The sequence below is a fragment of the Brevundimonas faecalis genome (assembly GCF_040549405.1).
GTDB classification, from domain to species: Bacteria; Pseudomonadota; Alphaproteobacteria; order Caulobacterales; family Caulobacteraceae; genus Brevundimonas; species Brevundimonas faecalis.
The window spans coordinates 461,262-486,866 of sequence record NZ_JBEPTF010000002.1; the positions used below are offsets into that span (position 1 = coordinate 461,262).

The following is a 25,605-nucleotide window of genomic DNA, read 5'->3' on the forward strand; positions in this document are numbered from 1 at the left end:
TCGGGGGAAACCAGAGGCTTGATGCATCCGCACGTCTTTTCGGTTTTCGGCGGCCTGTCCGTCGTGGTGGCGATCTTCGCCGCCTGGACGGCGCTGGACCTGTTCCGAATGGTGCGCGAGCGCCAGGGAACGGAACGGCTGCGATGGTTGGCCACGGCGGCCCTGGCCATGGGCGGCGGCGTCTGGGCCATGCATTTCATCGCCATGCTGGGGTTCGATCCCGGCGCGGCCGTCAGCTACGATCCGACGCTGACGATCGCCTCCTTCCTGCTGGCGGTGATCGGCACCAGCCTGGCCTTCACCATCGCCGCGCGAGGCCCCGGCCTGTCCCTGACCCTGGGCGCGGGGACGGTCATGGGACTGAGCATCTGCGGCATGCACTATGTCGGGATGGCGGCGATGAAGACCGCCGTCTTCATGTCCTATTCGGGCGGAATGGTCCTGGCGTCGGCCGGGATCGCCCTGACGGCCTCGGGCGCCGCCCTCTACGCCGCCCGGCGCGAGCGGTCGCCCGTCTGGCGGTTCGCGGCGGCGGTCATCCTGGGGATGGCGGTGGTGGGCATGCACTATACGGCCATGCTCGCCATGGAGGTGACGCCGATGTACGAAGCCGGGCCGCCGCATGCGGCCGCGGCCTCCCCCGTCATGCTGGCGGTCGCCGTGGCCGCCGTGACCATGATCATCCTGATCCTGGCCCTGGCCGCCTCCATGATCGACCAGCGCGACAAGCTGCTGTCGGTCATCGACGCCGGCGGCGTCGGCTATTGGGAGTTGAGCCTGCCGGACAGGTCGCTGTGGATCTCGGACCGGGCGCGCAGCCTGCTGGACGTGCCCGCCGAGGCCCCCTTCGGCCTGGAGGCGCTGACGCAGCGGCTGTCGCCGGAAGCCCCGCCCCTGACCCGCGCCGAGGTCGAGCGCATCCTGGCTGAAGACGGCGACTATGAGGTCGAGCACCGGATGCGGGGCCGGGACCGCTGGTTGCACATGCGCGGCCGGGTCATCCGGTCGCGCTCGGGCCGGTGGGTCAAGCTGGCGGGGGTGATCATCGACGTCACCGAGCGCCACCTGGCCTTCGCCGCCCTGAGCGAGAGCGAGCATCGGCAGAGGCTGCTGATCAACGAACTGAACCACCGGGTGAAGAACACCCTGGCGACGATCCAGTCCATCGCCGCCCTGACGGCGCGCCGGACGGGCGACGCCGAGAGCTTCATGCGCCTGTTCGAGGCCCGGCTGATGGCCCTGTCGGAGACGCACAACCTGTTGACGGCCAACGGCTGGGAAACGGCCGATCTGCGCGACCTAGTGCTGCAGGAGCTGCGACCCTACGCCGAGGAGCGGGTGAGCATGACGGGTCCCCCCGCCGCCCTGGAGGCCGAACAGGCCCTGGCCATGGCCCTGATCCTGCACGAACTGACCACCAACGCCGCCAAGTACGGCGCCCTGAGCGACCCCGACGGGCGGATCGAGGTCGTCTGGGGCGAGGCCGACGCCGAGGGCGTCACCGCCATGGAATGGCGCGAGGTCGGCGTCCGCGCCGTGCCGCCCCCGACGCGGACCGGCTTCGGCACGCGACTGATCAACACCAGCGTGCGCGGCGCCCTGAAGGGGACGGCGGAGATGGACTACGCCGACGGCCGCCTGCGCTGCCGGTTGACCTTCCGCGCCGGGGAGGCAGGGACGAAATCCGGAACCTGAAGCGAAGTCGCTCCGGGATCGGGCCTAGTCCTGGGCCAGGCAGCGCAGGGCCACCTCGAGGTTGCGCAGGCCGTCCTCGCCCGAGACCGCCGCCGTCTCGCCGGTGCGGATGGCGTGGACGAAGGCCTCGTGCTCCTTCTTCAGCGGTTCGGCCGGCCAGGAGTTGAGCATCCGCGTGGAGTAAGAACCGTCCGGCTGCTGGCCGAAATACTCGGTCACCTGGCGGGTGATCAGGTCGGCGACGATGAAGCGGTTCTTGGTGGCGACCTGCAGGGTGCGGGTCTTGTAGGGCGTGACCCAGTTGGTGGTGATGTGGGCGATCACGTCATTGGCCATGCGGAACTGCAGCAGGGCCGAGTCCTCGCGCGAGGCGTGGGTGTGACCCAGCAGCGACTGGACCTCCACCACTTCGGATCCCGTCAGGTGACGGATGATGTCGATGTCGTGCACGGCCAGGTCGATGACCACCCCGACCTCGCCCATGCGCGGCGGGAAGGGGCCGACGCGGGTGATCTGGATGGAGATGATCTCGTCGCCGTCGATGGCGCGCTTGACCGTGTCCACCGCCGGATTGAAGCGCTCGACATGGCCGACCATCAGGACGCGGTCGTTCGTCTTGGCCGCGTCGATCATGGCCTGGGCGTCGGCCACGGTCGCCGCGATCGGCTTTTCGACCAGGACGTGCACGCCCGCGTTCAGCAGGGCCACGCCCAGCTCGGCGTGGAAACGGTTCGGCGTGGCGATGACGGCGGCGTCCAGACCGGCGGCGACGAAGGCCTGGGCCGTGGTCACGGCGTCGGCCCCATAGGCGGCGGCCACGCCCTCGGCCGTCACGGCGTCGGGATCGAAGACGGTCGTCAGTTCGACGTCGCGCAGTTCGGCCAGGACGCGGGCGTGGTTGCGGCCCATGACGCCGGCGCCGGCGACGCCGATCTTGAGGGGGGTCTGCTGGGTCATGATGATCAGGCCTTGAAGCTGGCGACGGCGGCGATGATGCGGTCCTGGGTCGCTTCGTCCAGGTCCGAGTGCATCGGCAGGCTGACGACCCGCTCCATCAGGCGCTCGGTCGTCGGCAGGCCCTGCGGGCCGCGCGGGTAATGGGCGTAGGCCGGCTGCAGGTGCAGGGGGATGGGATAGTAGACCGCCGTCGGCACGCCCTGTTCCTTCAGGTGCGCGGCCAGGCCGTCCCGGTCCTCGTGCTCGATGGTGTACTGCGCCCAGTTCGAGATATTGCCCGCCGGCACGTCCGGCACGGCGGCGACGTGGGGGCGCAGGCCCTCGTTGTAGCGGGCGGCGATGCGGTTGCGCCACTCGATCTCCTGGGCGAAGACCTTCAGCTTCTCGATCAGGACGGCGGCCTGGATGGTGTCCAGACGGCTGTTCAGACCGACGCGCATGTTCAGGTATTTGGGGTCGTGGTCGAAGGTCTTGTCCTTCAGATCGACCGCCACCGCCTTGCCGTGGACGCGGATGGAATCCATCAGCTGGGCCAGTTCGTCGTCATTGGTCAGGACCGCGCCGCCGTCGCCGTAGCAGCCCAGGGGCTTGGCCGGGAAGAAGCTGGTGGTGGTGATGTCGGCCCACTTCAGCGGGTGCTCGCCGTTGATCGTGCAGCCGAAGCCCTGGGCCGAGTCCGAGATCAGCTTCAGGCCGTACTTGTCGCAGATCGCCTTGATGGCCGGATAGTCGGCGGGCTGGCCGAACAGGTCGACGGCGATGACCACGCGGGGCTTCAGGCGGCCCTCCTTCAGCGTCGCCTCGACGGCGGCCTCCAGATGGGCGGGGTCCATGTTGTAGGTCTTCTCATCCACGTCGATGAAGACCGGCTCGGCGTCAAACCAGGGCACCACCTCGGCCGTGGCGGCGAAGGTGAAGCTGGGGACGAAGACGGCGTCGCCGCGACCGATGCCCCAGGCCATCAGCGGCAGGGCCAGGGCGTCGGTGCCGTTGGCGCAGCCCAGGGCGTGCTTCGCCTGACCAAAGGCGGCCAGGTCGGCCTCGAACTGGCGCACCTGCGGGCCCATGACCCAGGCGCCGCCGACGACGGCCTCCTGGACCGCGGCCTCGATCTTGCCGCCGAGGCGAAGGCGCTGGGCCTGAAGGTCGATGAAGGGAATGGTCATGGGTCGCTCTCTCGGTGGGGGGCCACGCAGGCGGAACTCGGTTCGGCGCGCGGACGCGAAGGCGGGTAAACTATCTTGAGCGCCTCCTACCAAAGCCCGGGGCCTCCCGACAAACCCGCGAGGGTCACTTCGCGTTGCCGGTTGCAACGAAAGCCGTGCTTGGCAAAGCCCGCAAGCCTGCCTAAGCCCGGTGGACCATGACGCTTTCGACGATGCAGACCCGGGTCCGCGACTGGCTGTTCGGCCAGGCCCTGCCGCTGTGGGCGCGGGCCGGGATCGACGCCGGGGGCCGCTTCCATGAGAAGCTGGACTTCGACGCCCGCCCGATCACGGGCCGTCCGCGCCGTACGCGGGTCCAGGCGCGCCAGGTCTATGTCTTCGCCGAAGCCGCCGCGCTCGGATGGGCGGAAGGCGAGGCAGTGGCCCATCGGGCGCTCGACGTCCTGATCCGCGATTATCGCCGGGACGACGGCCTGTGGGTCCGCGCCGTCGACGACGCGGGCGCCGTGATCGACGCGACGCCCGACCTCTACGACCTGGCCTTCGTCCTCTTCGCCCTGGCCGCCGCCCATCGCGTGCTGAAGGACGAGCGCGCCCGGCCGCTGGCGCTTTCGACCCTGGCCGCGGTCGAAGGCCGGATGGCCGATCCGGTCCACGGCGGCTGGCAGGAGGCCCTGCCGCCTGTCCTGCCGCGTCGCCAGAACCCGCACATGCACATGCTGGAGGCCCTGCTGGCCTGGCAGGCCGTCGCGCCCGATCCGGCCTTCGAGGCGGCGGCGCGGTCCGTGCTGGACCTGTTCGACCGGCGTTTCTTCGACCGCGAACACCTGATGCTGGGCGAGTTCTTCACCGCCGACTGGACCGTCGCCCCCGGCGGCGCCGGGCAGGTCGTCGAGCCCGGCCATCACATGGAGTGGATCTGGCTTCTGGATCAGGCCCGTCGTCTCGGCTTCGACGGTCATGAACGACAGGCCCAGGCCCTTCTCGCCTCGGCCCTGACCAACGGCGTCGACGCCCGGGGCATGATGGTCCGCGAGATCGACCGCATCGGCGTGGTCCGCGACGGCGGTTGTCGCCTGTGGGGCCAGACCGAGGCGATCCGCACCCTTCTGACGCGCGGCCGAACCGACCGCGCCCTGGCCCTGACCGAGACCCTGTTCGCGACCCATCTGGCGACCGCGACGCCCGGCCTGTGGATCGACAACTTCACCGCCGACGGAAAAGCGGAAGACGCCGATGTCCCGGCGTCCAGCCTCTATCACCTGACGACCGCCTTTTCCGCCCTTCTGACGGAGCCCGCATGAGCCGCGCCGCCAAACGTCCGGCCGCCTTCCTGGATCGCGACGGCGTCCTGATCTTCGACAGCGGCTATCCGCATGCGCCCGAGCATCTGCGTCTGATGCCCGGCGCGGCCCAGGCCGTAAGGCGTCTGAACGAGGCGGGATACGTCACGGTCATCGTCACCAACCAGTCCGGCGTGGCGCGCGGCATGTTCAGCGAAGAGACCATGCACGGTTTCAACCATATGTTGATCGAACGCCTGGCGGAGGAAGGCGGCCGGATCGACGCCGTCTACGCCTGCCCCTTCCACGAGGAGGCGGTCGAGGCGCGCTATCGCCACCCGGACCATCCCGACCGCAAGCCCAACCCCGGCATGCTGCTGCGGGCCATCGCCGAACATGGCCTGGACTCGTCCCTCTCCCTGATGATCGGCGACAAGGGATCGGACATGGAGGCGGCCCGGCGCGCGGGCGTGGTCGGCCATCGCTTCACCGAGGGCGACGACCTGGATCAATTCGTCGCGGGCCTGCTGACAGGCTGATCGCAATTCTTCATCTGGTGAATTAATCTTGCCGCCCAGGCCATAGGAAACCGCCGGAGAAGACGCCATGCCCGCCCCAACCTCGCCCTTCGCCGATCGTTACGTCGAACGTCGCTGGACCTCGCCCGACGGTCTGAGCCTGTTCGCTCGCGACTACGCCCCGGCGGCGGGCGAGGCCAGGCTGCCGGTCATCGCCATCCACGGCCTGACGCGCAACAGCGCCGACTTCGGCGTCATCGCGGGCCTGATGGCGCAAAGCGGCCGTCGCGTCCTGGCGGTGGACGTGCGCGGGCGCGGCCTGTCGGATCGCGCGCCCGATCCCATGACATACCGGCCCGATGTCTATGCGAGCGATATGATCGCCCTGATGCAACAGGCCGGGATCGAGAAGGCGGTCTTCCTCGGCACCTCCATGGGAGGGCTCATCACCATGGCCCTGACCGCGCTCCAGCCCCAGGCCGTCGCCGCCGCCGTCATCAATGACGTAGGCCCGGAAGTCGCCCCCGAGGGCCTGGCCCGCATCGCGGCCTATACCGGGCGAAAGGTGGAGATCACAAACTGGGCGGACGCCGCCGCCTACGCCCGCGACATCAACGCCGTCGCCTTTCCCGAATTTGACGGCGGCGACTGGGACGCCTTCGCCCGCCGCATCTTCCGCGAGGGCGCCGACGGCCGGCCGGTGCTGAACTACGACCCTGACATCTCGGTCCCGATCAAGGCGGCGGGGGCCGGCGCCCTGGTCCCCGACCTGTGGCCGGCCTTCAAGGCGTTGGCCGATGGACGCCCGACCCTACTGGTGCGCGGCGGAATCTCGGACCTGCTCAGCCCCGAGATCGCCGGAAGGATGCGCGAGACAGCGCCGGACATGGCCTATGTCGAGGTTCCAGGCATCGGCCACGCCCCCATGCTGGACGAGCCCGAAGCCCGCGCCGGCATCCTGACCTTCCTGGCGGGCGTGGCCTGAGACCCGAGCGGCGCAAGCGCGGCAGGCCCGCGCTACAACGGGCCTCAAGTAGCGCGAAGCGCGGTAGGCCCCTGAATTATGCCTTCTTGACGAACTCCGTGCGCAGGACGAGGCCGCGCACCTTCTCGACATTGGCCTCGATCTCGTCGGGATCGCCGGTCAGGCGGATGTTCTTGACCAGGGTTCCGCGCTTCAGCGTCACCCCGCCCGAGCCCTTGACCTTGAGGTCCTTGATCAAGGTCACGCTGTCGCCGTCCGACAGGAGATTGCCGTTGGAGTCCTTGGTCACGTCGTCGGTCATGGTCGTCTCACAGAAGGCAGGCGCGCCTCACGGCGAACCCACAAGGATTGAATCGGCCTCAAGTAGCGCGAAAGCGCGATAGGCCTCAAATCGACGCCGTCAGGCGTCGGGAACATTGTTGTCGAGTTCGTCGAGCCAGACGCGGGCTGAGGAGTCCGACGGCGCGCGCCAGTCGCCGCGCGGGGACAGGGAGCCGCCCGTCACCACCTTCGGTCCGTTCGGCACGGCCGAGCGCTTGAACTGGCTGGTCTGGAAGAAGCGGATCAGGAACTTCCGCAGCCAGGCCTTGATGGTCGGCAGGTCGTAGGCGACGCGCTCGGCCTGCGGCAGGCCCCGAGGCCAGTCCCCGCGCGCGGCGTCGCGCCAGGCCTGATGCGCCAGATAGGCGACCTTGGACGGCTTCAGGCCGAAGCGGCTGATGTAGAACAGGAAGAAGTCGTTCAGGGCGTAGGGGCCGACGATGGACTGCGTCGACTGGATCGCCCCGTCGGCGCCGGCCGGCACCAGCTCGGGCGAGATTTCGGTGGCCAGGATGGCGGCCAAGATCGGCGTAGCCGCCTCGCCCACCAGGCCGCGCTCGGCCACCCAGCGGATCAGGTGCTGGATCAAGGTCTTCGCCACCCCGCCGTTGACGTTGTAGTGGCTCATGTGGTCGCCGACGCCGTAGGTGCACCAGCCCAGGGCCAGTTCCGACAGGTCGCCGGTGCCCAGGACGAAGCCGTGGTTCTGATTGGCCAGGCGGAACAGATAGTCGGTGCGCAGGCCCGCCTGCACGTTCTCGAAGGTCACGTCGTGGACCGGCTCGCCGTCGGCGAAGGGATGGCCGATGTCGCGCAGCATCTGTTCGGCGGCGGGGCGAATGTCGATCTCGGCCCCCGTGACGCCCAAGGCCTGCATCAGCGCCCAGGCATTGGACTTCGTGCCTTCGGAGGTGGCGAAGCCCGGCATGGTGAAGGCCAGGATGCCTGTGCGCGGCAGTTCCAGCCGATCGAAGGCGCGACAGGCGACCAGCAGGGCCTGGGTCGAATCCAGGCCGCCCGAAACGCCGATCACCAGGGTCTTCGACCCGGTCGCCGTCATCCGCCGCATCAGGCCCTGGACCTGGATGTTGAAGGCCTCGAAGCAATCCTGATCCAGGCGGGCCGCGTCGTCGGGTACGAAGGGGAAGCGATCCAGGGGACGGATCAGGGCGTCGGCCGCCCCCTCCCCCGCCTCGAACGGGACCACCGTGGCGGCTTCGCCTTCCAGACGGGCGCAGTCGGCGAAAGTGCCGTTGCGCAGGCGATCCAGCCCGATGCGATCCACGTCCACGTCGGCGATGGTCAGATGGCTGTGCAGGGCGAAGCGCTCGCCCTCGGCCAGACGGGCGCCCAGCTCATGGATGGTCGCCTGACCGTCCCAGGCCAGGTCCGTGGTGCTCTCGCCCCAACCCGAGGCGGCGAAGACATAGGCCGACAGGGTGCGGCTAGACTGGCTGGCGCACAGCAGGGCGCGCTCATCGGCCTTGCCGATGACGATGTTGGAGGCCGAGAGGTTGCACAGGATGCGCGCCCCCGCGAGCGCTGCCCGCGTCGAGGGCGGCTGCGGCGCCCAGAAGTCCTCGCAGATCTCGACGGCGAAGACGAAGCCCGGCCGGTTCGTCGCCTCGAAGATCAGGCCCGGCGCGAAATCCACGCTCTCGCCGTTCAGGACAAGGCTGTCCTCGGACCGGCTGGCGGCGGGCGCGAACCAGCGCTTCTCGTAGTACTCACGATAATTGGGCAGGTAGGTCTTGGGCACGACGCCCAGCACCTCGCCCCCGCCCAGCACCACGGCGCAGTTGAACAGGGCGTCGCCGTTGCGGATCGGCGCCCCGATCACGGCGATGACGCCCGCCGCGTCCGCGACCTCGGCCAGCCGCGCGATCTGACGCTGCGCCTCTTCCAGCAGGGCCGCCTGCATGTGCAGGTCGTCGATAGCGTAGGCGCTCAGCGACAGTTCGGGGAAGATCAGCAGGTCCACGCCCGCCTCGCCCGCCTGACGGATCAACCGCTCATGCTCTTCGGCGTTGGCGGCCGGGTCGGCGACATGGACCACCGGGGTCGCGGCGGCGACGCGCACGAAGCCGTGGCTGCGCGGGGCGTAGAAGGGATGCGTCTGCGACTTCGCCATCAATCTTTCCGCTCATCCCGCCGTGCGGGCTCCAGAACCCTAGGGCTGTTCAATCAATATAGGGTTGCGACGCGAAGCCAAGGCGCCGGGTCCCCGTCGTAAGCCGATCTCCCCGCAGCATGGTGGAAGTTCGTGACCTGCGAACCGCTCTCGGCTAAGGCTCGCAGCATGAGCGATACGCCCAAAAAAGGCTGGTTCCAGCGACTGAGCGCGGGTCTGTCCCGATCCTCGAAGCAGATGACCGAACAGGTCGTCTCCACCTTCGTGAAGGAGCCCCTGTCCGAGGAGGCGCTGGAGCGGCTGGAGGAGCATCTGATCGAGAGCGATCTGGGGCCCGCCGCCTCGGCCCGGATCGTGGAGCGTTTCCGCGCCCTGCGTTTCGGCAAGACGTCCGACGAGCGCGAGATCAAGGAGGCCCTGGCCGAGGCCGTGGCCGCCGAGCTGACGCCGCGCCAGGCGACGTTCGAGCCCCTGTCGGGACCCAAGCCCTATGTCGTCCTGTTCGTCGGCGTGAACGGCTCGGGCAAGACCACGACCCTGGGCAAGATCGCCGCCGACCTGACGGCCAAGGGCGCGAAGGTGATGATCGTCGCCGGCGACACCTTCCGCGCCGCCGCGCGCGAACAGCTGAAGGTCTGGGCCGAGCGCGCCGGAGCCCATTTCGAAAGCCGCCGCGACGGCGCCGACGCCGCGGGCCTGGCCTTCGACGCCTATACCAAGGCCAAGGCGGAGGGTTTCGACGTCGTCCTGATCGACACGGCGGGGCGACTGCAGAACAAGTCGACCCTGATGGACGAACTGCTGAAGATCGTGCGCGTTCTGAAGAAGGTCGATGCGGAGGCCCCGCACGAGACCCTGCTGGTTCTGGACGCCACCGTGGGCCGCAACGCCCTGGAGCAGGAAAAGATCTTCGGCCGCACGGCCTATGTCTCGGGCGTGGTGATGACCAAGCTGGACGGCACGGCGCGCGGCGGCGTCCTGGTGCCCGTGGCCCAGGCCTCGGACGCCCCAATCAAGCTGATCGGCGTCGGCGAGGGCGTCGAGGACCTGCAAGCCTTCGACGCCCGCGCGTTTTCCCGATCCCTGGTCGGACTTGAGGACTGAGTAGATGAGTGAAGCGACCGAGACCAAGCGTCCGCAGTGGATTCGTCAGGCCGTCGACTTCGGCGCCCTGATCGCCTTCATGGCCGCCTATTTCATCACGCGCGACATGATCAAGGCCACCTGGGTCCTGGTCGTCGCCTCCCTGATCGCCCTGGCGGTCGGCTTCGTGCTGGAGCGGCGCCTGGCCCCCATGCCCCTGATCACCGGCGGCTTCGCCCTGGTGTTCGGCGTCCTGACCATCGTCACCGACGACGACCTGTTCGTGAAGCTGAAGCTGACGGTGCAGAACGGCCTGCTGGCCGCCGTCCTGCTGGGCTCGTTGCCGCTGAAGAAGTATCCGTTCAAGGCCCTGCTGGGGTCTGCCATCAAGGTGACGGACGAGGCCTGGCGCAAGCTGACCTTCCGCTACGGCCTCTATTTCCTGGGCGTGGCGATCCTGAACGAGGTCTTCCGCAACCCCGCCGCAGTGACGGCCATCTGGTCGGCGCTGAACCTGGGAACGCCCGATCCGAACGGGGTCTGGACCGGTTTCCGCGGCGTGCTGTGGATCGCCGCCTCGGTCTTCGGCCTGTCGCAGGTGCCGCTGATCATGAAGAACATGATCAAGGACGAGGAACCCGGCCCCGTCTCGCCCGATACCGGCCTTTAGGGAACCGTCTGCGATCTGACGACCTAAACTGCAGCGACTGCGCGACACCCGAGCTTTTCCACCGGGGCCTCAAGTAGCGCGAAACGCGGCAGGCTCCAGAACAATGGCCTCAAGCAGCCCGCAAGGGCGGTAGGCCAGCATAAATGTCTTCAAACCGTCAGGCTTTCCGTCGTCAAAGCGTAAAGCACGGCTGTTAGCTGTCGCGCCATGTTCGGCCCGCCGAAACAGGGATCTAGGACGATGGTCAAGTCAGGCAAGCAGGCGAAAATCAAAGGCGGACTGGCGGAATCGCCCAGCCACCTGATGCACCGGGTGCTGCAGCTGGCGCTCGACATCTACGCCGAGGAAGCCGGGCCCGACGGCCTGACCCAGCGCCAGTTCGCCGTGCTGGAAGCCGTGTCGGCCCGGTCGGGCCTGACCCAGACGGACCTGGTCAAGGCGACCGGCATCGACCGCTCGACCCTGGCCGACCTGGTGGCGCGGATGACGACCAAGGGCCTGCTGGAGCGGGAGCGTTCGACCCTGGACGCCCGCGCCAAGGCCGTGCGCCTGTCGGCCGAGGGGGAAGCCGCCCTGATCGCCGCGCGCCCGCGCGTCGAGGCCGCGGACAAGCGCATCCTGGCGCTTCTGCCCAAGGCGCGCCGCGAAGGCTTCCTGGACCTGCTGACCAGCCTGACGGAAGCCGCCGACGCCGCCCCGGAGCGGGCCAGGGCCGAGGCCAAGGCCGTGAAGAAGGCGGCCAAGGAGGCCCGCAAGGCCGAGAAGGCCGCGAAGAAGGCCCAGGACGGCGCCAAGCCGAAAAAGAAGAAAAAGGCCGTTCAGGACGCCGAGGCGAATGAGGCTCGGATCATTCCGCTGAAGGAAGCCGCCAAGGCCTGAATCGCCGGGCTGCGGCTAGACCCGGATGTCGAGCAGGGCGCCGGGGCGTTGATGGCGCAGGACGGCGGAGGCCTCCTCCGTCGCAACCGCGCGAACCGGCGTGTCGCGCTGGCCCTCGTCGCGCTGGGCTTCGGCGACCGGCGCCGCGACCGAGGGGGCGCCGATTCCCATGGCCGCGCGGAAGAAGGCCGACTGAGACGTGCGCAGGGCATGGGCCGCGCCGCCTGCGGCGGGCGGGAAGACCGGACGTTCTGACGGGATGGCGGGCATGGGCGAAGGATCGGCCCCAACCCTCTAGATATGGTTAATACGCGATTCACCCTGTTCGGACGACAGCGTTCTTCAGCGCGGCGACGCCTTGAGCGCCTCGACCAGCTTGCGCAGATCCGCCTCGGTCAGGATCGGGCCGGAAGACTTGGCCACGATCGTTCCATAGGCGTCGACCGCGAAGCTTTCCGGCACGCCCGAGACGCCCAGGTCCAGGCCCGCCCGTCCCTCGCGATCCACCAGGACGATGGCGTAGGGGTCGCCCAGTTCGTCGAGGAAGGCGCGGGTGGCGACGGGATCGTCCTTGTAGGCCACGCCCACGACATTGATCCCCTGGGCCTTCAGTTTCAGAAGCTGGGCGTGTTCCAGCCGGCAGGGCGCGCACCAGCTGGCGAAGAGGTTGACGACCATGGGCTTGCCCACCCCGGCCGTCTTCAGGTCCAGGCGCTGATCCGTTTCGACCTCGCCCTGCAGGATGGGCAGGACGGTCTCGGGGACGGGACGGCCGACCAGGGCGTCGGGCCTGTATTCGCGCCCCTGTCCCGGCTCTCCGGACATCGTGTTCAACTGGACCATCAGGAAGACGCCCAGGGCGACCAGGGCGGCGATGGGGATCAGGGCGAACCAGCGGTTCATCCTTCGCTCGCCTCCAGGCGGGCCAGCTCGCGCTTCCAGCGACGGGCGGCGAGGAGGGCGCGCACGCTCAGGGCGGCCAGGGCCGCGGCGCTGACGCCCCAGGCGGACCAGACGAAGAGGCCGTAGGGGCTCATGTCGAGATCGGGCATCGCAACCTCCTCAGGCGCGCTGGGCGGCGCGGGCGCGCAGGGTCAGAACGCGGCGACGGCGGATCTCGGTGCGGATCGAGGTCAGCCATACGGCGCCGAACAGCAGGCCATAGGCCGCCATCATGGTCAGCAGGGGCGCCAGATAGGCCGGATCCAGGCTGGTCCCGCCCGCCCGCAGCAGGGAGGCCGGCTGGTGCAGGGTGTTCCACCAGTCGACCGAGAACTTGACGATGGGCAGGTTGATCAGGCCGACCAGGCCCAGGACGGCGGCGACGCGGGCCGCCTTCTGCTCGTCGTCGATCGAGGCCCGCAGGGCCATGTAGCCGAGATAGAAGAGAAACAGCACCAGGACGCTGGTCAGGCGCGCGTCCCACACCCACCAGGTTCCCCACATCGGCAGGCCCCAGAGGGAGCCGGTGACCAGGGCCAGACCGGTCAGGACCGCGCCGGGCAGGGCCGCCGCCCGCGCCGCGGCGTCGGCCAGGGCGTGACGGAAGACCAGGGCGAAGAAGCTGGAGACGCCCAGGGCGGCGTAGGCGGCCAGGCCCACGGAGGCGGCGGGCACGTGGATGAACATGATCCGCACGGTGTCGCCCTGCTGGTAGTCGGCAGGGGCCGCGAAGCTGAGCCAGGTCCCGATCGCCAGGAGGACAAGCGCCAGAACCCACAGGACCGGCGTGACCGGGCGGGTGAAGCGCATGAAGCGGTCGGGATTGGCGAGGCCGAACATGGTCCGCCGATTACGCGGCGCAAAGCCTGACGGCAAGCGCGCCGCGCACGGAAGGGGTCAGAGCTTCAGGCCGTGATCGGCGGCCAGCCGCTCCAGGGCGACCATGGGACGCGGGCCCCAGTGGGCGATGACCTCGGAGGCGGCGAGCGAACCGAGCGCGCCGGCCTCGGCCAGGGACAGGCCCCGCGCCAGGCCCAGCAGGGCCCCCGCCGCGTACTGGTCGCCGGCGCCGGTGGTGTCGACCACCTTGTCCACGGGGAAGGCCGCGACCTCGACCCGCTCGTCGCCCCGGAAGATGACCGAGCCCTTTTCACCGCGCGTGACGGCGGCGACCTCGACGATGCGGCCCAGGTGAGCGGCGGCGTGGTCGAAGTCCTCGGTCTCGAACAGGGCGTGCAGTTCGGCTTCATTGGCCAGGACGATGTCGGCCGAGGCCTCGATGAAGGCCAGGAGCTCGGCGCGCCAACGGTGGACGACGAAGCTGTCCGACAGGGTGATGGCCACCTTGCGGCCCGCGGCGTGGGCATGGGCCGCGGCGGCCTCGAAGGCGGCGCGGGCCGGGGCCGGATCGAACAGATAGCCTTCCAGATAGACGATCTCGCTGGCGCCGATCAGGTCGGCGTCGATGTCGGCGACCGTCAGTTGGTTGGCGGCGCCCAGGAAGGTGCACATGGTGCGCTGGCCGTCCGGCGTGACATTGATCAGGCAGCGGCCGGTGCCGAAGCCCTGGCCCGCGCCGCCTTCCAGTGCCGGAGTGTCGAAGTGGACGCCGACAGCGCGGATGTCGTGGGTGAACACCTCGCCCAGGGTGTCCTTGGCCACCTTGCCGATATAGGCGGCGCGACCGCCGAACGAGCCGACCCCGGCCACGGTGTTGCCGGCCGAACCGCCCGAGGCCTCGACCCCCGCCGCCATGGCGTCGTAGAGGGCCGCGCTCTGGGTCTCGTCCACCAACTGCATGGAGCCGGGCGTCAGGGCCTGTGCCTCCAGGAAGGCGGGGTCGCACGGGCTCAGCACGTCGACGATGGCGTTGCCGACGGCGCAGACGTCGTAGCGGGCGAAAGCGGATGCGTTCTGGGTCATGGGCGCCCCATAACGCCGGATGACGGAATAGGCCAGCGCAGGCTTTCATCCGGCCCCGAAAACCGCCTATGCAGGGCGCGCCGAGGAGAAGCGCCCATGACCGAAGTCGCCGTCCTGACCCCCGATCCCGCCGACCCGTCCTACATCGCCCTATGGCCGGGGGTGCTGGACCGGCTGTCGAACGCCCTGGCCGGCGCCGGGATCACGGCAAGGCCGACGCCCTGGACCGACCATGTCGAGAGCGCGCACGGCCTGACGGCCTTTCCCCTGGTCCTGCCGCTGATCGCCTGGGGGTATCACCGCGATCACGAAAACTGGATGCAGGCCTGCGCGACCTGGGCCGATGCGGGCGCGCCCCTGGCCAATCCGGCCGAGGTCCTGAGCTGGAATTCGGACAAGCGCTACCTGGCGCGGCTGGCCGAGAAGGGCGTCGCCATTCCGCCGACTATCTGGAGCGACCATGTCGACGCCGGCGTGGTCGAGGCCGCCTTCGCCGCCACCGGCGCGCGCCAGTTAGTGGTCAAGCCGACCGTGTCCGGCGGCGCCTGGCGGACGCTGAGGGTCTCGGCGGGCGATCGGCTCGAAGAGGTTCTGACCGAGGCCCCGGTCGGCGGCGCGATGATCCAGCCCTTCCTGCCCGGCGTCGTCACCGAGGGAGAGACCTCCCTGCTCTTCTTCGGCGGCGAGTTGAGCCATGTGGTCAACAAGCGTCCCGGCCATGCCGAGGAGTTCCGCATCCAGGTCCAGTACGGCGGCCAGTACCAACGCCTGGACCGCGCGCCCGAAGGCGCCCTGGCCCTGGCGGAGCGGACCCTGGCGGCGATCGACGAGGACCTGCTCTACGCCCGCATCGACGTGGCGCCCGATCCCGATGGAAACTGGGTGCTGATGGAGGCCGAGCTGATCGAGCCGGACTTCTATCTGGACGCCGCGCCCGAGGCCGGCGCGCGGTTCGGCCGGGCCGTGGCCGAACGCCTGGCGCGCTAGGCGAAGACCCGGGGTCGGGGCCTAGGCCGCGAAACTGGCTCGCGAGGGACACAGGTCGGCGATGACGCAGGCTCCGCACTTCGGCCTCTGGGCCAGGCAGGTGTAGCGGCCGTGCAGGATCAGCCAGTGGTGCGCCTTGGGCAGCCAGGCCTCGGGAACCACCTGGTGCAGCTGGGTTTCGACCTTGTCGGGGGTCGGGGCGTTGGCCAGACCCAGACGGTGCGAGACGCGGAAGACGTGGGTGTCCACCGCGATGGCCGGCTCTATGCCCAGCTCGTTCAACACCACGCTGGCGGTCTTGCGCCCCACGCCGGGCAGGGCCTGCAGGTCGGCGCGGTTCAGCGGAACTTCTCCGCCGTGCCGCTCGACCAGCATCCGCGCCGCCGCGATGACGTTCCGCGCCTTGGTGCGATAGAGGCCGATGGAGGCGATCAGGGGGATCAACCCCTCCTCGCCCAGGGCCAGCATTTTCTGCGGCGTATCGGCGACGGCGAACAGGGCCTTGGTCGCCTTGTTGACCCCCACGTCGGTCGCCTGGGCCGACAAGGCCACGGCCACGACCAGGGTGTAGGGATTGACGAAGTCCAGCTCGGTCTTCGGATCGGGCATGACCCCCGACAGGCGTTCGAAGATGGTTTCGACGCGGTCTTCGTCGGGCGGCCAGGCGACGATCACGCCCGCAGGAGCCTTCTTCGGCGCGCGCGAGCGCTTCCCCGGCGGGGGCGTCAGGGCGGCGCGGACAGCCTTGGCGACGCGAGGTTTGCGAACAGTCATGCCCTGGCTTCGCCTCCTCGGCGCGCGGCGTCAACGCCTTCCCGCTTGCTCCCCATCCATCCCTGCCCCAAAGCGGATCGCGATGTTCGGGGAGACGCAGACATGACGACCCTCAGAAACCGGCTGGCCGGCGCCGCCCTGGCGGCCCTGGCGACCACTCTGCCCGCCGCCACAGCCGACGCCCATGACCCCTTCGCCGCCTGGCACGGCGTCCCGGCCCAGTCTGCGGCCGCGCCCGCCGAGCCGAAGATCCTCGCCTATCGCGGCGCCGTCCTGTTCGACGGGACGGGAGGCGCGCCGTCGCGGTCCGGCCTGACCATCGTCACCCGCGGCGAGCGGATCGCGGCCGTCCAGCCGGACAGCGATCCCCTGCCCGAGGCGGCCGAGCTGATCGACGTCACGGGCCTCCATGTCCTGCCCGGCCTGATCGACACCCATGTCCATCTCGCCACGCCGCCCGACGCCGAGGCCGCGCGGGCGCAGATGCGTCGCTGGCTCTATTCCGGCGTCACCGCCGTGCGCGGCATGGCCGACGATCTGCGCTCGGTCGGCGAACTGGCGCGTCAGGCCCGGGTCGGCGAAGTCCCCTCGCCGGACATCTACTACGCCGCCCTGATGGCGGGCGAAGGCTTCTTCAAGGATCCGCGCACCCAGGCCGTCAGCGCCGGAGCCGTCGCGGGGCGGACGCCCTGGATGCAGGCGATCACGGCCGACACCGACCTGCCTCTGGCGGTAGCCATGGCGCGCGGGACGTCCGCGACGGGCATCAAGATCTACGCCGACCTTCCCGCCGATCTCGTGGCCCGGATCATCGCCGAGGCCCATCGCCAGGGCGTGCCGGTCTGGACCCACGCCATGGTCTATCCGGCCACGCCGGAGGAGGTCGCCGTCGCCGGTCCCGACGTCATGTCCCACGCCTGTATCCTGGCGCATCAGGGCCAGGCGCCCGGCGATCGTCCGGTCAGCTACGCCGGCCGAACCCCCATCGACCGCGCCCCCTTCCTCAAGGGCGACAACCCGGCGGTCCAGGACGTGCTGGAGGAGATGCGGGTGCAGGACATCATCCTGGACGCCACGGTCCGGGTTTACGCCGAGCAGGACCGCGCCGCCGCCGCGCCGGGCGCCCGCCAGCCCCTCTGCTCCGGCCCCATGGTCTTCGCCCTGACGCGTCAGGCCTATGACGCCGGCGTGACCATCTCGGCCGGAACCGACGGCGAGACGCCGGACGGCGACGCCTGGCCCGCCCTGATCGAGGAGCTGGAGCTGCTGCAGAACGCCGTCGGCATCCCGCCCGCCGACGTCCTCGTCGCCGCCACCCGAACCGCCGCACGCGCGACCAACCAGACCCAGGACATGGGCACGATCGAGACCGGCAAGCTGGCCAACCTGATTTTCGTCGCCGCCGATCCGCTGAAGGACGTCGCCAATCTGCGAAGCCTTCGGTTCACGGTGAAGCGCGGCGCGGCCTACCCGCGCGCCGATTTCCGGCCGCCCGCCGACTAGCCGCGCAGCCTTGCGGCCACGGTGCGACAAAATCGCGCAGACGCCCCTTGTATTCTGGACGCCGCCGTCCATTTTACGGGCCGAAATCCGCAAAGAGCTGTCTCCCCATGGCCCTGCCTCCATCCGTCAAGAAACGCCTCCCGCTCGTCGTCGGAGGCGTCGTCGGCCTCGCCCTGATCGCCGGAGGCGTGGTCTGGTGGCAGGGCAAGCAGCGGTGGGAGGGAACGGACAACGCCTTCGTCCAGGCGGACACCGTCCTGGTCAGCCCGCGCATCAGCGGCTCGGTGATCGAGGTCCTGGTCAAGGACAACCAGCGCGTCGAGGCCGGACAGGTCCTGGCGCGGCTGGACGACGCCGACGCCCGCGCCGCCCTGGCCCAGGCCCAGGCCAATCTGGCCGCCCTGGAGGCGGCCGTGACCAATGTCGACGCCCGCGCGGAGCAGGAACAGGCGACCATCGCCGCCCGCGCCGCCGCCGTGACCCAGGCCCAGGCCCAGGCCGGACTGGCGCGGGCCGAAGTCGAGCGTTACGGCAGGCTGGCGGACCAGGGCTGGGTGTCGCAGCAGCGCATCGAGACCCAGCGCGCCTCGGCCGAGACGGCCCGCGCCTCGGTCGCCCAGGCCCAGGCGGCCCTGACCGCCGAACAGCGCACCGCCGCCGTCCTGGGCTCGACCCGCAACCAGAGCGTCGCCGCCGTCGAACAGGCCCGCGCCCTGGTCGAACAGGCCCAGTTGACCCTGGACCGCACGGTCATCCGCGCCCCGGTCGCAGGGGTGGTGGGCGCGCGCGGCGTGCGCGTCGGCCAGGTGGTTCAGGCGGGCGGACAGATGATGTCCATCGTGCCGGTCCAGGACACCTATGTCGTCGCCAACTTCAAGGAGACCCAGGTCGGCCGCATGCGGCTGGGCCAGGAGGTGGAGATCAAGGCCGACGCCTTCCCGGGCCGGGCCCTGGTCGGCCATGTGGACAGCTTCGCCCCCGCCACCGGATCCGAGTTCGCCCTGATCCCGGTCGAGAACGCCACCGGCAACTTCACCAAGATCACCCAGCGCGTTCCCGTGCGCATCGTCGTCGACCGCGCCGCCTCGGGCGATCCCATCGCCCTGCGGCCCGGCCTGTCGGTCGAGGTCAAGGTCGATCTGAAGAGCAGGGGCGGCGCCGCCTTCGCCGACGCTCAACCCCACGTCCAGGCCCAGGCCCCAGCTCAGGCCCAAGCCCAGGCGCCCGCCCGGTGACCGACGCCGCCGCGCCATCGGCGGCCCCGGCCGCGGGCCAGGCGGGAAGCCGGCCCGAGATCAACTGGACGGTCCTCTTGCTGGGCTTCGCCGGCATGGTCATCGGCCAGTTCATGGCCATCCTGGACATCCAGATCGTGGCGGCCTCCCTGCCCCAGATTCAGGCGGGCGTCGGCGCCTCGGCGGACGAGATCAGTTGGATCCAGACCGCCTATCTGATCCCTGAAGTGGTCATGATCCCCCTGTCGGGCTTCCTGGCGCGGCTGTGGGGCACCCAGAAGGTCTTCCTGGCCTCCTGCGTCGGCTTCCTGGTCATGAGCGTGGCCGTGGGCCTGTCGTCCTCGGTCGAGATGATGATCTTCTTCCGGGCGCTGCAGGGCTTCCTGGGCGGGGCCATGATCCCCACCGTCTTCGCCGTGGCCTTCACCGCCTTCCCGCCCGAGAAACGCGTCACCGCCAGCGTCATCATGGGCCTGATCGTCACCCTGGCGCCGACCGTGGGACCGACGCTCGGCGGGCACCTGACCGAGTGGCTGAGTTGGCGCTGGCTCTTCTTCATCAACGTCTTCCCGGGCTTCATCGTCCTGTTCCTGGTCGGGCGCTACGCCCATTTCGACGAGGGCGATCCGTCCCTGGCCGAGGGCTTCGACTGGTGGGGTCTGGGCCTGATGGCCGCCTTCCTCATGAGCCTGCAGTTCGTGCTGGAGGAAGGGGCCAAGAACGACTGGCTGGCCGACGACCATATCCTGCTGCTCAGCCTGGTCGCCCTGATCTGCGGCCCGGCCTTCGTCTGGCGCAGCCTGAACTATCGCAATCCGATCGTGGAGCTGAGGGCCTTCGGCAACCGCAACTTCGTCGTGGGCGTGGTGATGACCTTCATCGTCGGCGCGGCCCTGTTCGGCGGCACCTTCCTGCTGCCCCTCTTCCTCGGCCGGGTGCGCGACTATTCGGCCGCCGAGGTCGGGACCACCATGGTCGTGTCGGGCCTGGCCATGTTCGCCACCGGCCCCTTCGCCGGGCGGCTGGTGCGCAAGGTCGATCCCAGGGTGCTGATGTTCGTCGGCTTCATGCTCTGCGCCTGGGGCATGTGGGACGCCCATGCGGTGACGACGGAATGGGGCTTCTGGGAGTTCGCGGGCGTCCAGGCCATGCGCGGCGTCGGCGTCATGATCGCCATGATCGCCTCGCAGCAGGTGACCATGGCCACCCTGCCCCCGCACATGGTCAAGAACGCCTCAGGCCTGGTGAACCTGTCGCGCAACGTCGGCGGCGCCTTCGGCCTGGCGGTGTTGAACACCTCCCTGACCCAGAACACCGCCCTGCACATGGCCGAGCTGACCAGCGCCATCGACCAGACCGACGCGGCGGTGAAGGGGATGATCGCCGGCATGGCCCAGAGATTCTCGGGCTCCATCGACCCGCATGCCTCCGCGATGAAGGCGGTCTATGGGATGCTGCAGCGTCAGGCGACGACCCTGGCCTTCGGCGACGCCTTCGCCCTGCTGGCCATCGCCTGCGCCTGCGCGGCCTTCGTCACCCTCATGGCCAGTCCGGCCAAGCCCGGCGCGACCGCCCCCGGGGCGTCCGAGGTTCACTGATGCCCCGCGCGCCCGGCCAGATCGACGAACACAAGAGCCAGGCCATCCTGCGGGCGGCCGCCGACCTGTTCGTGGAAAAGGGCGCCAAGGCCACCATGGCCGAGATCGCCCGGCGCGCCGGGGTGTCGAAACAGACCCTCTACAACCGCTTTCCGAACAAGACGGACATCGGCCGGGCCCTGGCGGCCCAGAGGTCGGACGCCATCACCGCGCCCCTGTTGCGCGCGGGCGCGGCGCCGGAGGACGTGCTGGCCGCCATAGCCGAGACCCTGATCGACAGGATCTGCAGCGGCGGCAAGGGCGCCTCCCTGCGCGGGGTCGCCCTGGTCTCGCCCGAGGCCCCGGAACTGGCCCGCGCCATCTATGACGCCGGTCCGGGCGAGAGCGTGCGCCGCATCGCCGCCTGGCTGACCGAACAGGACCGGGCGGGCGTCATGAGCGTGCCCGATCCGGTCGTCGCGGCCGAGATGTTCGCCGGCATGGTCCTGGGCCACGGCCACCTGCGCTCCGTCCTGGGCCTGCCTCATCCGAACACGGAGGATGCGGCGGACCGGGCCAGGGACGTCGCCCGCCGCTTCATGCGCGCCTTCGCGCCTGAGTGAAGCTCCCCGTCTGCGGGTTGGCCCTTTGAAGCGGATCGGCGTAAAGCCCGACCTACCTCATAGACCCGTCCGCGGAGCCCCTCATGCTGATCCACCTGTCGTCCTGGCCCGAGATCGACGCGCGCCTGAAGTCCGGCGCCGCCCTGTCGAAGACCGTGGTCGTGCCGATCGGCTCGAACGAGCAGCATGGGCCGACCGGCCTTCTGGGCACCGACTGGCTGTGCCCGGAAATCATCGCCCATGCGGCGGAGAGAGGCGACGACAGCCTGATCGTGGCGCCGACCTTCAACATCGGCATGGCCCAGCACCACCTGGCCTTCCCCGGCACCATCTCCCTGCGTCCGTCCACCTTCATGTCGGCTATCACCGACTGGGTCTCGTCCCTGGCCCGCCACGGCTTCGAGCGGATCTATTTCCTGAACGGACACGGCGGCAACGTCGCCACCATCGAAGCGACCTTCGCCGAGATCTACGCCGAATGGTCCTTCGTCGAGGAACGGCCTCCGTTCGTGCTGAAGCTGCGTAACTGGTGGGACCTGCCTGGCGTGCACAGGCTGTGCGAGGAGATCTTCCCCGTCGGCCACGGCGCCCACGCCACCCCGTCCGAGATCGCCGTGACGCAGGCCGCCTATCCGGACCATATCAAGATCGCCGACTACAGCCCCAAGATCGCCCCCATGGGTCCGATCCGCGACGCGCTCGACTACCGCGCCCGCTTCCCTGACGGCCGCATCGGTTCCGATCCGGCCCAGGCCAGCCCGGAGAAGGGCCAGACCATCATCGACGCCAGCGTGCCCGCCCTGCTGAAGGACGTGGCCGACTTCGCGGCCGAGGTCCTGCCCTGACGGCAGGCCGGAGAGGCCTGTTTCCCTTGCCCGACCAGAGAAACAGGCCCACCATCCGCAGATGAACCCGATCGATCAGGCCGCCCGCACCGCCCACGCCGGACAGGAGACCGCCGAGGCTTCGGCCGAGGTCATCGCCCGGCGCATGGCCATACTGGGCCAGGCCATGGCCGATCCCCTGCGCGCCGACCACGCCGAGCTGAGCCGCATGGGAACCGAGAAGGTCCAGGCCCTGACCGCCTCGGCGGAGGCCGTGGCCGCCGGCGCCCTGGGGCTGGCCGAACAGGGACGGCGGATCGCGGATCGCGAAGGCGCCGAAGCCTCGGCCCATCTGGCGCGGCTCTCCCAGGCCGACACCCTGGCCGGCGCCGCGGCCCTGCAGGCGGCCTGGGGCATGGGCGTCTGGTCGCGGGCCGTCTCCGACGGCTGGAAGCTGGGCGGCTCCCTCATGAGGATGCAGGCGGAAGCCCTGTCGCCGATCCATCGCACGGCCGTGGCCAACGCCAAGCGCCTGAAGCGCTGAAGACGGTTTCGCCGCGCCTCAAGGCGTCGTGATGGAACGCGGCAGGGTTGGTCGCTGTTGCCTGCCTGTGTCCCACCCAAGGAGCGACGCCATGGCCGAACAGGACAAGACCGACCCTCATCCCGGCATGATGGGCGACGGAACGGAAGAACAGAACCTCAACCAGCCCGGCGACCCGTCCAAGCGGATCACCGAGGAAGAGGTCGACGAGGCCTTCACCAAGGACCCCAAGCTGGTTCCCAAGACCTAGAGCCCGCTCGCCGCCTCAGGCCGTCCGAATGACGCCGTCCCTGGCCTCGACCGGCCAGGGCGTCAGCTTGCCGCCGGCGCAGGGGCCCGCGACGCAGGCGCCCGACAGGGGCTCGAACGCCGCCCCGTGCCAGCCGCACAGGATCAGAGAGCCGTCCGGCGTCAGATAGCGGTCCAACTCCATGGCGATGGGGAAGCCGGCGTGCGGGCAGCGATCGATCCAGCCGGCGACCTGGCCATCCTTCCTGATCACGAAGCCGTGGAAGAAGGCCTCGCCGATCTGAAGCACGAAACCGCGCGCGCCCGGGTCGGCCAGGTCGGCTTCGAGGCAGAGCGGCACGTTGGGCGGGGTTTTCCACACCCGCTTGCGCTCTTCGGGCGCGGGCGTCGCTTCGGCCGTATCGGACACTATTCGCGCTCGGGCTTGAGCGGGCGCGTCAGCAGGGCCTCGATGGCGGCGTCGACGGTCGTCTCGTTCGCCAGGACGGCGGCCACGGCCTCGCAGATGGGGGTCTCGACGCCCAGCTTGCGCGCCAGTTCGCGCACGGCGGGCGCGCTTTCATAGCCCTCGGCCACCGAGCGTTTGCCGGCCAGGGCCTGTTCGACGCTCATGCCCTGGCCCAGGGCCAGGCCCAGGCTCATGTTGCGCGACTGCGGGCTGGAGCAGGTCAGGACCAGGTCGCCCAGACCGCACAGACCCGCCACCGTCTCGGCCTTGCCGCCCAGGGCCTGGGCCGTGCGGACGATCTCGGCGAAGCCGCGGGTGATGACGGCGGCGTGGGCGCTGCGGCCCAGTTCGCGGCCCTCGACGATGCCGCAGGCGATGGCCAGGACGTTCTTCAGCGCCCCGCCGGTCTCGGCCCCGATCAGGTCGTCGGCCAGATAGGGCCGGAAGACCGGCCCCGACAGGGCCGTGGCCAGGGCGATCGCCATCTCCTCGTCCTCGCAGGCCAGGGTCACGGCGCTGGGCAGGCCGCGCGCCACCTCGGCGGCGAAGCTGGGGCCGGACAGGACGGCGGGCGTGGCTGACGGGATGGTCTCGGCCAGGACCTCGGTCATCAGCTTCAGCGAGCCGCGCTCGATTCCCTTGGCGCACAGGACGATGGGCAGACCCGGCCGGGCGTAGGGGGCGAAGGCCTGAAGCGTGGCCCGCATGTGCTGGGCCGGCGGCACAGCCAGAATCAGGTCGCAGTCGGCCAGGTCGGCCAGGTCGGAGGTGACGTTGATCGCCGCGTCCAGTTCGATCCCCGGCAGGAAGGCGTCGTTCATCCGCCGCGCGCGGATGCTCTCGATCACCTCAGGCTCGCGCGCCTGCAGCACGACCGCCAGGCCCGCCGCCGCCGCGCTCTGCGCCAGGGCCGTGCCCCAGGCGCCGCCGCCAATTACGCCTGCCGTATGAAATTCCATGTCTTCTCCGGTCCCCCGACCACCGCCCGAGCCCCGGCCAATCAAGCCTTGGCGCCCTTGCGGCCCGTTTTCTTGTGCACAGGATCGGCGTTCGCGCGCGCCTCGTCCAGAGGCCATCGCGGCCGGGCGGCGACATCGATGTCGGAGGTCAGACCTTTTTCCAGCCGTTCCGCCCCCGCCAGGGCGATCATGGCGGCGTTGTCGGTGCAGTAGATGAGGGGTGGGGCCAGGAACCCGAAGCCGTGCTTCGTCGCCAGATCCTCCAGCGTGCGCCGGATCGTCTTGTTGGCGGCCACGCCCCCGGCGACGACGAAATGAAGCGCCTTACTCTTAGGCCCTATCGCCTCGCGCGCGGCGCTCGGTTGCTTGAGGGCGCCCTCCGCCTGTTCAAGCTCCGGGTGCTGTTCGACATAGGCGATCATGGCCCGCTCGGTCCGCTCGGCCAGCTGGCGCGCGATGGCCTTCTGCACCGCATCGGCCAGATCGGCCCGATCCTGATCCGTCTCGCAGGTCTGGGCCAGCCGCGACGCCGCCGTTTTCAGCCCCGAGAAGGAGAAGTCACAGTCCTTGCGCCCCAGCAGGGCGCGCGGCAGGTCGAAACGCGAGCCGTCGCCTTTTTCGGCCAGCCTCTCCAGCGCCGGACCGCCGGGATAGCCCAGCCCCATGGCCTTGGCGATTTTGTCGAAGGCCTCGCCCGCCGCGTCGTCGATGGTGGTGCCCAGCCGGCTCATGTCGCCGATGCCGCGCACCTCCAGCAACTGACAGTGCCCGCCCGAGACCAGCAGGAGCAGGAAGGGATAGGTCGTCTCCGCCCCCAGCCGCGCCGACACGGCGTGGCCTTCCAGGTGGTTGACCGCGATCAGCGGCAGGTCGCGCGCCAGGGCCACCGCCTTGCCGTAGCTCAACCCCACCATGACCCCGCCGACCAGTCCCGGCCCGGCCGTCGCCGCCACCCCGTCCAGGGCCGCATAGTCGATCCCGGCCTCGCTCATGGCCCGACGCGCCACCCCGTCGATCATCTCGACATGGCTGCGGGCGGCGATTTCCGGCACCACCCCGCCATAGGCGGCATGCTCGTCGATCTGGCTGTGAATGACGCTGGACAGGACCTCGGCCCCGGCCGCCGACAGGCGCACCACCGAGGCGGCGGTCTCGTCGCAGCTGGTCTCCAGGCCCAGGACCGTCAGCACGGCGCCGGGGGCGCGGCCTTCCGTCCCGGCGGGTCCGGAGGCAGGCTTGGTTGCCCCCGTGGTCCCGCTGCTATAGTCCGCGCCTGTGTTCATCGGGTCGAGGTAGCGGCCCGCGTCTTCTTTCGCAACGGCTGCGCGA

General features: G+C 69.8%; 28 protein-coding genes. 15 read left to right on the forward strand and 13 right to left on the reverse strand.

Annotated elements, in window-relative coordinates:
* Positions 1-21 precede the first annotated feature (21 nt).
* Positions 22-1,695: an MHYT domain-containing protein gene (locus ABIE19_RS10230; protein ID WP_354089075.1), complete on the forward strand. Its 1,674-nt coding sequence runs from the start codon at positions 22-24 to the stop codon at positions 1,693-1,695.
* Between the two features lie 24 nt (positions 1,696-1,719).
* Here the strand turns inward: ABIE19_RS10230 and ABIE19_RS10235 are convergent, their stop codons facing one another.
* Together ABIE19_RS10235 and ABIE19_RS10240 are read right to left on the reverse strand one after the other, a co-directional pair.
* Positions 1,720-2,652 (reverse strand): Gfo/Idh/MocA family oxidoreductase, encoded by a 933-nt coding sequence (locus ABIE19_RS10235; RefSeq protein WP_354089076.1) that lies wholly within the window; start codon positions 2,650-2,652, stop codon positions 1,720-1,722.
* 5 nt (positions 2,653-2,657) lie between these two features.
* Positions 2,658-3,818, reverse strand: coding sequence for a DegT/DnrJ/EryC1/StrS family aminotransferase (locus ABIE19_RS10240; RefSeq protein WP_354089077.1), 1,161 nt, complete (start codon positions 3,816-3,818; stop codon positions 2,658-2,660).
* Between the two features lie 197 nt (positions 3,819-4,015).
* Between ABIE19_RS10240 and ABIE19_RS10245 the strand changes: the two genes are divergently transcribed.
* The 3 genes from ABIE19_RS10245 to ABIE19_RS10255 all read left to right on the forward strand — a co-directional run bounded on the left by ABIE19_RS10245 (position 4,016) and on the right by ABIE19_RS10255 (position 6,604).
* A complete protein-coding gene (locus tag ABIE19_RS10245; protein ID WP_354089078.1) occupies positions 4,016-5,122 on the forward strand; it encodes an AGE family epimerase/isomerase in 1,107 nt (368 codons plus the stop codon).
* On the forward strand, positions 5,119-5,640 hold the full coding sequence (locus ABIE19_RS10250) for a D-glycero-alpha-D-manno-heptose-1,7-bisphosphate 7-phosphatase (protein WP_354089079.1): 522 nt from the start codon (positions 5,119-5,121) through the stop codon (positions 5,638-5,640). Before ABIE19_RS10245 ends, ABIE19_RS10250 begins: the two co-directional genes overlap by 4 nt.
* Before the next feature lie 67 nt (positions 5,641-5,707).
* Positions 5,708-6,604, forward strand: coding sequence for an alpha/beta fold hydrolase (locus tag ABIE19_RS10255; protein WP_354089080.1), 897 nt, complete (start codon positions 5,708-5,710; stop codon positions 6,602-6,604).
* 76 nt (positions 6,605-6,680) lie between these two features.
* On the opposite strand, the gene ABIE19_RS10260 is transcribed toward ABIE19_RS10255, so the two are convergent.
* Positions 6,681-6,905, reverse strand: a complete 225-nt coding sequence (locus ABIE19_RS10260) for an alkylphosphonate utilization protein (RefSeq protein ID WP_354089081.1) — start codon at positions 6,903-6,905, stop codon at positions 6,681-6,683.
* Between the two features lie 99 nt (positions 6,906-7,004).
* Complete coding sequence (locus ABIE19_RS10265; protein WP_354089082.1) at positions 7,005-9,056, reverse strand: NAD(+) synthase; 2,052 nt, start codon at positions 9,054-9,056, stop codon at positions 7,005-7,007.
* A gap of 168 nt (positions 9,057-9,224) precedes the next feature.
* Between ABIE19_RS10265 and ftsY the strand changes: the two genes are divergently transcribed.
* From ftsY to ABIE19_RS10280, 3 genes are all read left to right on the forward strand, one after another.
* The gene (gene ftsY / locus ABIE19_RS10270) at positions 9,225-10,160 is read left to right on the forward strand and encodes a signal recognition particle-docking protein FtsY (protein WP_354089083.1); all 936 of its coding nucleotides are present in this window, start codon (positions 9,225-9,227) and stop codon (positions 10,158-10,160) included.
* Between the two features lie 4 nt (positions 10,161-10,164).
* The gene (locus tag ABIE19_RS10275) at positions 10,165-10,809 is read left to right on the forward strand and encodes an inner membrane-spanning protein YciB (protein ID WP_354089084.1); all 645 of its coding nucleotides are present in this window, start codon (positions 10,165-10,167) and stop codon (positions 10,807-10,809) included.
* A gap of 240 nt (positions 10,810-11,049) precedes the next feature.
* On the forward strand, positions 11,050-11,688 hold the full coding sequence (locus ABIE19_RS10280; RefSeq protein ID WP_354089085.1) for a MarR family winged helix-turn-helix transcriptional regulator: 639 nt from the start codon (positions 11,050-11,052) through the stop codon (positions 11,686-11,688).
* A gap of 15 nt (positions 11,689-11,703) precedes the next feature.
* Here the strand turns inward: ABIE19_RS10280 and ABIE19_RS10285 are convergent, their stop codons facing one another.
* From ABIE19_RS10285 to ABIE19_RS10305, 5 genes are all read right to left on the reverse strand, one after another.
* The gene (locus tag ABIE19_RS10285; protein WP_354089086.1) at positions 11,704-11,958 is read right to left on the reverse strand and encodes a hypothetical protein; all 255 of its coding nucleotides are present in this window, start codon (positions 11,956-11,958) and stop codon (positions 11,704-11,706) included.
* 72 nt (positions 11,959-12,030) lie between these two features.
* Positions 12,031-12,591 carry a DsbE family thiol:disulfide interchange protein gene (locus ABIE19_RS10290; RefSeq protein ID WP_354089087.1) on the reverse strand — a complete coding sequence of 187 codons (561 nt, stop codon included), beginning with the start codon at positions 12,589-12,591 and terminating at the stop codon, positions 12,031-12,033.
* Positions 12,588-12,740 (reverse strand): heme exporter protein CcmD, encoded by a 153-nt coding sequence (ccmD, locus tag ABIE19_RS10295; protein ID WP_354089088.1) that lies wholly within the window; start codon positions 12,738-12,740, stop codon positions 12,588-12,590. Before ccmD ends, ABIE19_RS10290 begins: the two co-directional genes overlap by 4 nt.
* Before the next feature lie 10 nt (positions 12,741-12,750).
* Positions 12,751-13,470: a heme ABC transporter permease gene (locus ABIE19_RS10300; RefSeq protein ID WP_354089090.1), complete on the reverse strand. Its 720-nt coding sequence runs from the start codon at positions 13,468-13,470 to the stop codon at positions 12,751-12,753.
* 57 nt (positions 13,471-13,527) lie between these two features.
* Complete coding sequence (locus ABIE19_RS10305; RefSeq protein WP_354089091.1) at positions 13,528-14,553, reverse strand: adenosine kinase; 1,026 nt, start codon at positions 14,551-14,553, stop codon at positions 13,528-13,530.
* Positions 14,554-14,649: 96 nt separating this feature from the next.
* On the opposite strand from ABIE19_RS10305, the gene ABIE19_RS10310 reads away from it, so the two are divergent.
* The gene (locus ABIE19_RS10310; protein WP_354089092.1) at positions 14,650-15,540 is read left to right on the forward strand and encodes an ATP-grasp domain-containing protein; all 891 of its coding nucleotides are present in this window, start codon (positions 14,650-14,652) and stop codon (positions 15,538-15,540) included.
* A 21-nt stretch (positions 15,541-15,561) separates the two neighbouring features.
* On the opposite strand, the gene nth is transcribed toward ABIE19_RS10310, so the two are convergent.
* Positions 15,562-16,314: an endonuclease III gene (gene nth / locus ABIE19_RS10315; RefSeq protein WP_354089093.1), complete on the reverse strand. Its 753-nt coding sequence runs from the start codon at positions 16,312-16,314 to the stop codon at positions 15,562-15,564.
* A gap of 102 nt (positions 16,315-16,416) precedes the next feature.
* Here nth and ABIE19_RS10320 point away from each other — a divergent pair, with 102 nt between their 5' ends.
* The 7 genes from ABIE19_RS10320 (at position 16,417) to ABIE19_RS10350 (ending at position 22,870) form a co-directional block, all read left to right on the forward strand.
* On the forward strand, positions 16,417-17,817 hold the full coding sequence (locus ABIE19_RS10320; protein WP_354089094.1) for an amidohydrolase family protein: 1,401 nt from the start codon (positions 16,417-16,419) through the stop codon (positions 17,815-17,817).
* A 107-nt stretch (positions 17,818-17,924) separates the two neighbouring features.
* Positions 17,925-19,052: an HlyD family secretion protein gene (locus ABIE19_RS10325; RefSeq protein ID WP_354089095.1), complete on the forward strand. Its 1,128-nt coding sequence runs from the start codon at positions 17,925-17,927 to the stop codon at positions 19,050-19,052.
* Positions 19,049-20,650 carry a DHA2 family efflux MFS transporter permease subunit gene (locus ABIE19_RS10330; protein WP_354089096.1) on the forward strand — a complete coding sequence of 534 codons (1,602 nt, stop codon included), beginning with the start codon at positions 19,049-19,051 and terminating at the stop codon, positions 20,648-20,650. The genes ABIE19_RS10325 and ABIE19_RS10330 overlap by 4 nt, the downstream gene beginning before the upstream one ends.
* Positions 20,650-21,252, forward strand: coding sequence for a TetR/AcrR family transcriptional regulator (locus ABIE19_RS10335; RefSeq protein WP_354089097.1), 603 nt, complete (start codon positions 20,650-20,652; stop codon positions 21,250-21,252). Before ABIE19_RS10330 ends, ABIE19_RS10335 begins: the two co-directional genes overlap by 1 nt.
* An 83-nt stretch (positions 21,253-21,335) precedes the next feature.
* Positions 21,336-22,097, forward strand: coding sequence for a creatininase family protein (locus tag ABIE19_RS10340; protein WP_354089098.1), 762 nt, complete (start codon positions 21,336-21,338; stop codon positions 22,095-22,097).
* 61 nt (positions 22,098-22,158) lie between these two features.
* Positions 22,159-22,620, forward strand: coding sequence for a phasin family protein (locus ABIE19_RS10345; RefSeq protein WP_354089099.1), 462 nt, complete (start codon positions 22,159-22,161; stop codon positions 22,618-22,620).
* Positions 22,621-22,711: 91 nt separating this feature from the next.
* Positions 22,712-22,870 (forward strand): hypothetical protein, encoded by a 159-nt coding sequence (locus tag ABIE19_RS10350; RefSeq protein WP_354089100.1) that lies wholly within the window; start codon positions 22,712-22,714, stop codon positions 22,868-22,870.
* Between the two features lie 15 nt (positions 22,871-22,885).
* Here the strand turns inward: ABIE19_RS10350 and ABIE19_RS10355 are convergent, their stop codons facing one another.
* The 3 genes from ABIE19_RS10355 to tsaD are packed head-to-tail and all read right to left on the reverse strand — an operon-like array spanning position 22,886 to position 25,559.
* Positions 22,886-23,278 (reverse strand): Rieske (2Fe-2S) protein, encoded by a 393-nt coding sequence (locus ABIE19_RS10355; RefSeq protein ID WP_435521144.1) that lies wholly within the window; start codon positions 23,276-23,278, stop codon positions 22,886-22,888.
* Complete coding sequence (locus ABIE19_RS10360; RefSeq protein WP_354089101.1) at positions 23,278-24,276, reverse strand: NAD(P)H-dependent glycerol-3-phosphate dehydrogenase; 999 nt, start codon at positions 24,274-24,276, stop codon at positions 23,278-23,280. The genes ABIE19_RS10355 and ABIE19_RS10360 overlap by 1 nt, the downstream gene beginning before the upstream one ends.
* A 41-nt stretch (positions 24,277-24,317) precedes the next feature.
* Positions 24,318-25,559, reverse strand: a complete 1,242-nt coding sequence (tsaD, locus tag ABIE19_RS10365; protein ID WP_354089102.1) for a tRNA (adenosine(37)-N6)-threonylcarbamoyltransferase complex transferase subunit TsaD — start codon at positions 25,557-25,559, stop codon at positions 24,318-24,320.
* Positions 25,560-25,605: the final 46 nt, after the last annotated feature.

Bases quoted from the DNA above. Each gene is read 5' to 3' on its own strand.
- ABIE19_RS10335 (WP_354089097.1), top strand. From the start codon at position 20,650: ATGCCCCGCGCGCCCGGCCAGATCGACGAACACAAGAGCCAGGCCATC.
- ABIE19_RS10290 (WP_354089087.1), bottom strand. From the start codon at position 12,591: ATGAACCGCTGGTTCGCCCTGATCCCCATCGCCGCCCTGGTCGCCCTG.
- ccmD (WP_354089088.1), bottom strand. From the start codon at position 12,740: ATGCCCGATCTCGACATGAGCCCCTACGGCCTCTTCGTCTGGTCCGCC.
- ABIE19_RS10250 (WP_354089079.1), top strand. From the start codon at position 5,119: ATGAGCCGCGCCGCCAAACGTCCGGCCGCCTTCCTGGATCGCGACGGC.
- ABIE19_RS10320 (WP_354089094.1), top strand. From the start codon at position 16,417: ATGACGACCCTCAGAAACCGGCTGGCCGGCGCCGCCCTGGCGGCCCTG.
- ABIE19_RS10235 (WP_354089076.1), bottom strand. From the start codon at position 2,652: ATGACCCAGCAGACCCCCCTCAAGATCGGCGTCGCCGGCGCCGGCGTC.
- tsaD (WP_354089102.1), bottom strand. From the start codon at position 25,559: ATGAACACAGGCGCGGACTATAGCAGCGGGACCACGGGGGCAACCAAG.
- ftsY (WP_354089083.1), top strand. From the start codon at position 9,225: ATGAGCGATACGCCCAAAAAAGGCTGGTTCCAGCGACTGAGCGCGGGT.
- nth (WP_354089093.1), bottom strand. From the start codon at position 16,314: ATGACTGTTCGCAAACCTCGCGTCGCCAAGGCTGTCCGCGCCGCCCTG.
- ABIE19_RS10255 (WP_354089080.1), top strand. From the start codon at position 5,708: ATGCCCGCCCCAACCTCGCCCTTCGCCGATCGTTACGTCGAACGTCGC.
- ABIE19_RS10280 (WP_354089085.1), top strand. From the start codon at position 11,050: ATGGTCAAGTCAGGCAAGCAGGCGAAAATCAAAGGCGGACTGGCGGAA.
- ABIE19_RS10240 (WP_354089077.1), bottom strand. From the start codon at position 3,818: ATGACCATTCCCTTCATCGACCTTCAGGCCCAGCGCCTTCGCCTCGGC.
- ABIE19_RS10260 (WP_354089081.1), bottom strand. From the start codon at position 6,905: ATGACCGACGACGTGACCAAGGACTCCAACGGCAATCTCCTGTCGGAC.
- ABIE19_RS10305 (WP_354089091.1), bottom strand. From the start codon at position 14,553: ATGACCCAGAACGCATCCGCTTTCGCCCGCTACGACGTCTGCGCCGTC.
- ABIE19_RS10245 (WP_354089078.1), top strand. From the start codon at position 4,016: ATGACGCTTTCGACGATGCAGACCCGGGTCCGCGACTGGCTGTTCGGC.
- ABIE19_RS10350 (WP_354089100.1), top strand. From the start codon at position 22,712: ATGGCCGAACAGGACAAGACCGACCCTCATCCCGGCATGATGGGCGAC.
- ABIE19_RS10285 (WP_354089086.1), bottom strand. From the start codon at position 11,958: ATGCCCGCCATCCCGTCAGAACGTCCGGTCTTCCCGCCCGCCGCAGGC.
- ABIE19_RS10325 (WP_354089095.1), top strand. From the start codon at position 17,925: ATGGCCCTGCCTCCATCCGTCAAGAAACGCCTCCCGCTCGTCGTCGGA.
- ABIE19_RS10300 (WP_354089090.1), bottom strand. From the start codon at position 13,470: ATGTTCGGCCTCGCCAATCCCGACCGCTTCATGCGCTTCACCCGCCCG.
- ABIE19_RS10275 (WP_354089084.1), top strand. From the start codon at position 10,165: ATGAGTGAAGCGACCGAGACCAAGCGTCCGCAGTGGATTCGTCAGGCC.
- ABIE19_RS10310 (WP_354089092.1), top strand. From the start codon at position 14,650: ATGACCGAAGTCGCCGTCCTGACCCCCGATCCCGCCGACCCGTCCTAC.
- ABIE19_RS10345 (WP_354089099.1), top strand. From the start codon at position 22,159: ATGAACCCGATCGATCAGGCCGCCCGCACCGCCCACGCCGGACAGGAG.
- ABIE19_RS10265 (WP_354089082.1), bottom strand. From the start codon at position 9,056: ATGGCGAAGTCGCAGACGCATCCCTTCTACGCCCCGCGCAGCCACGGC.
- ABIE19_RS10230 (WP_354089075.1), top strand. From the start codon at position 22: ATGCATCCGCACGTCTTTTCGGTTTTCGGCGGCCTGTCCGTCGTGGTG.
- ABIE19_RS10360 (WP_354089101.1), bottom strand. From the start codon at position 24,276: ATGGAATTTCATACGGCAGGCGTAATTGGCGGCGGCGCCTGGGGCACG.
- ABIE19_RS10340 (WP_354089098.1), top strand. From the start codon at position 21,336: ATGCTGATCCACCTGTCGTCCTGGCCCGAGATCGACGCGCGCCTGAAG.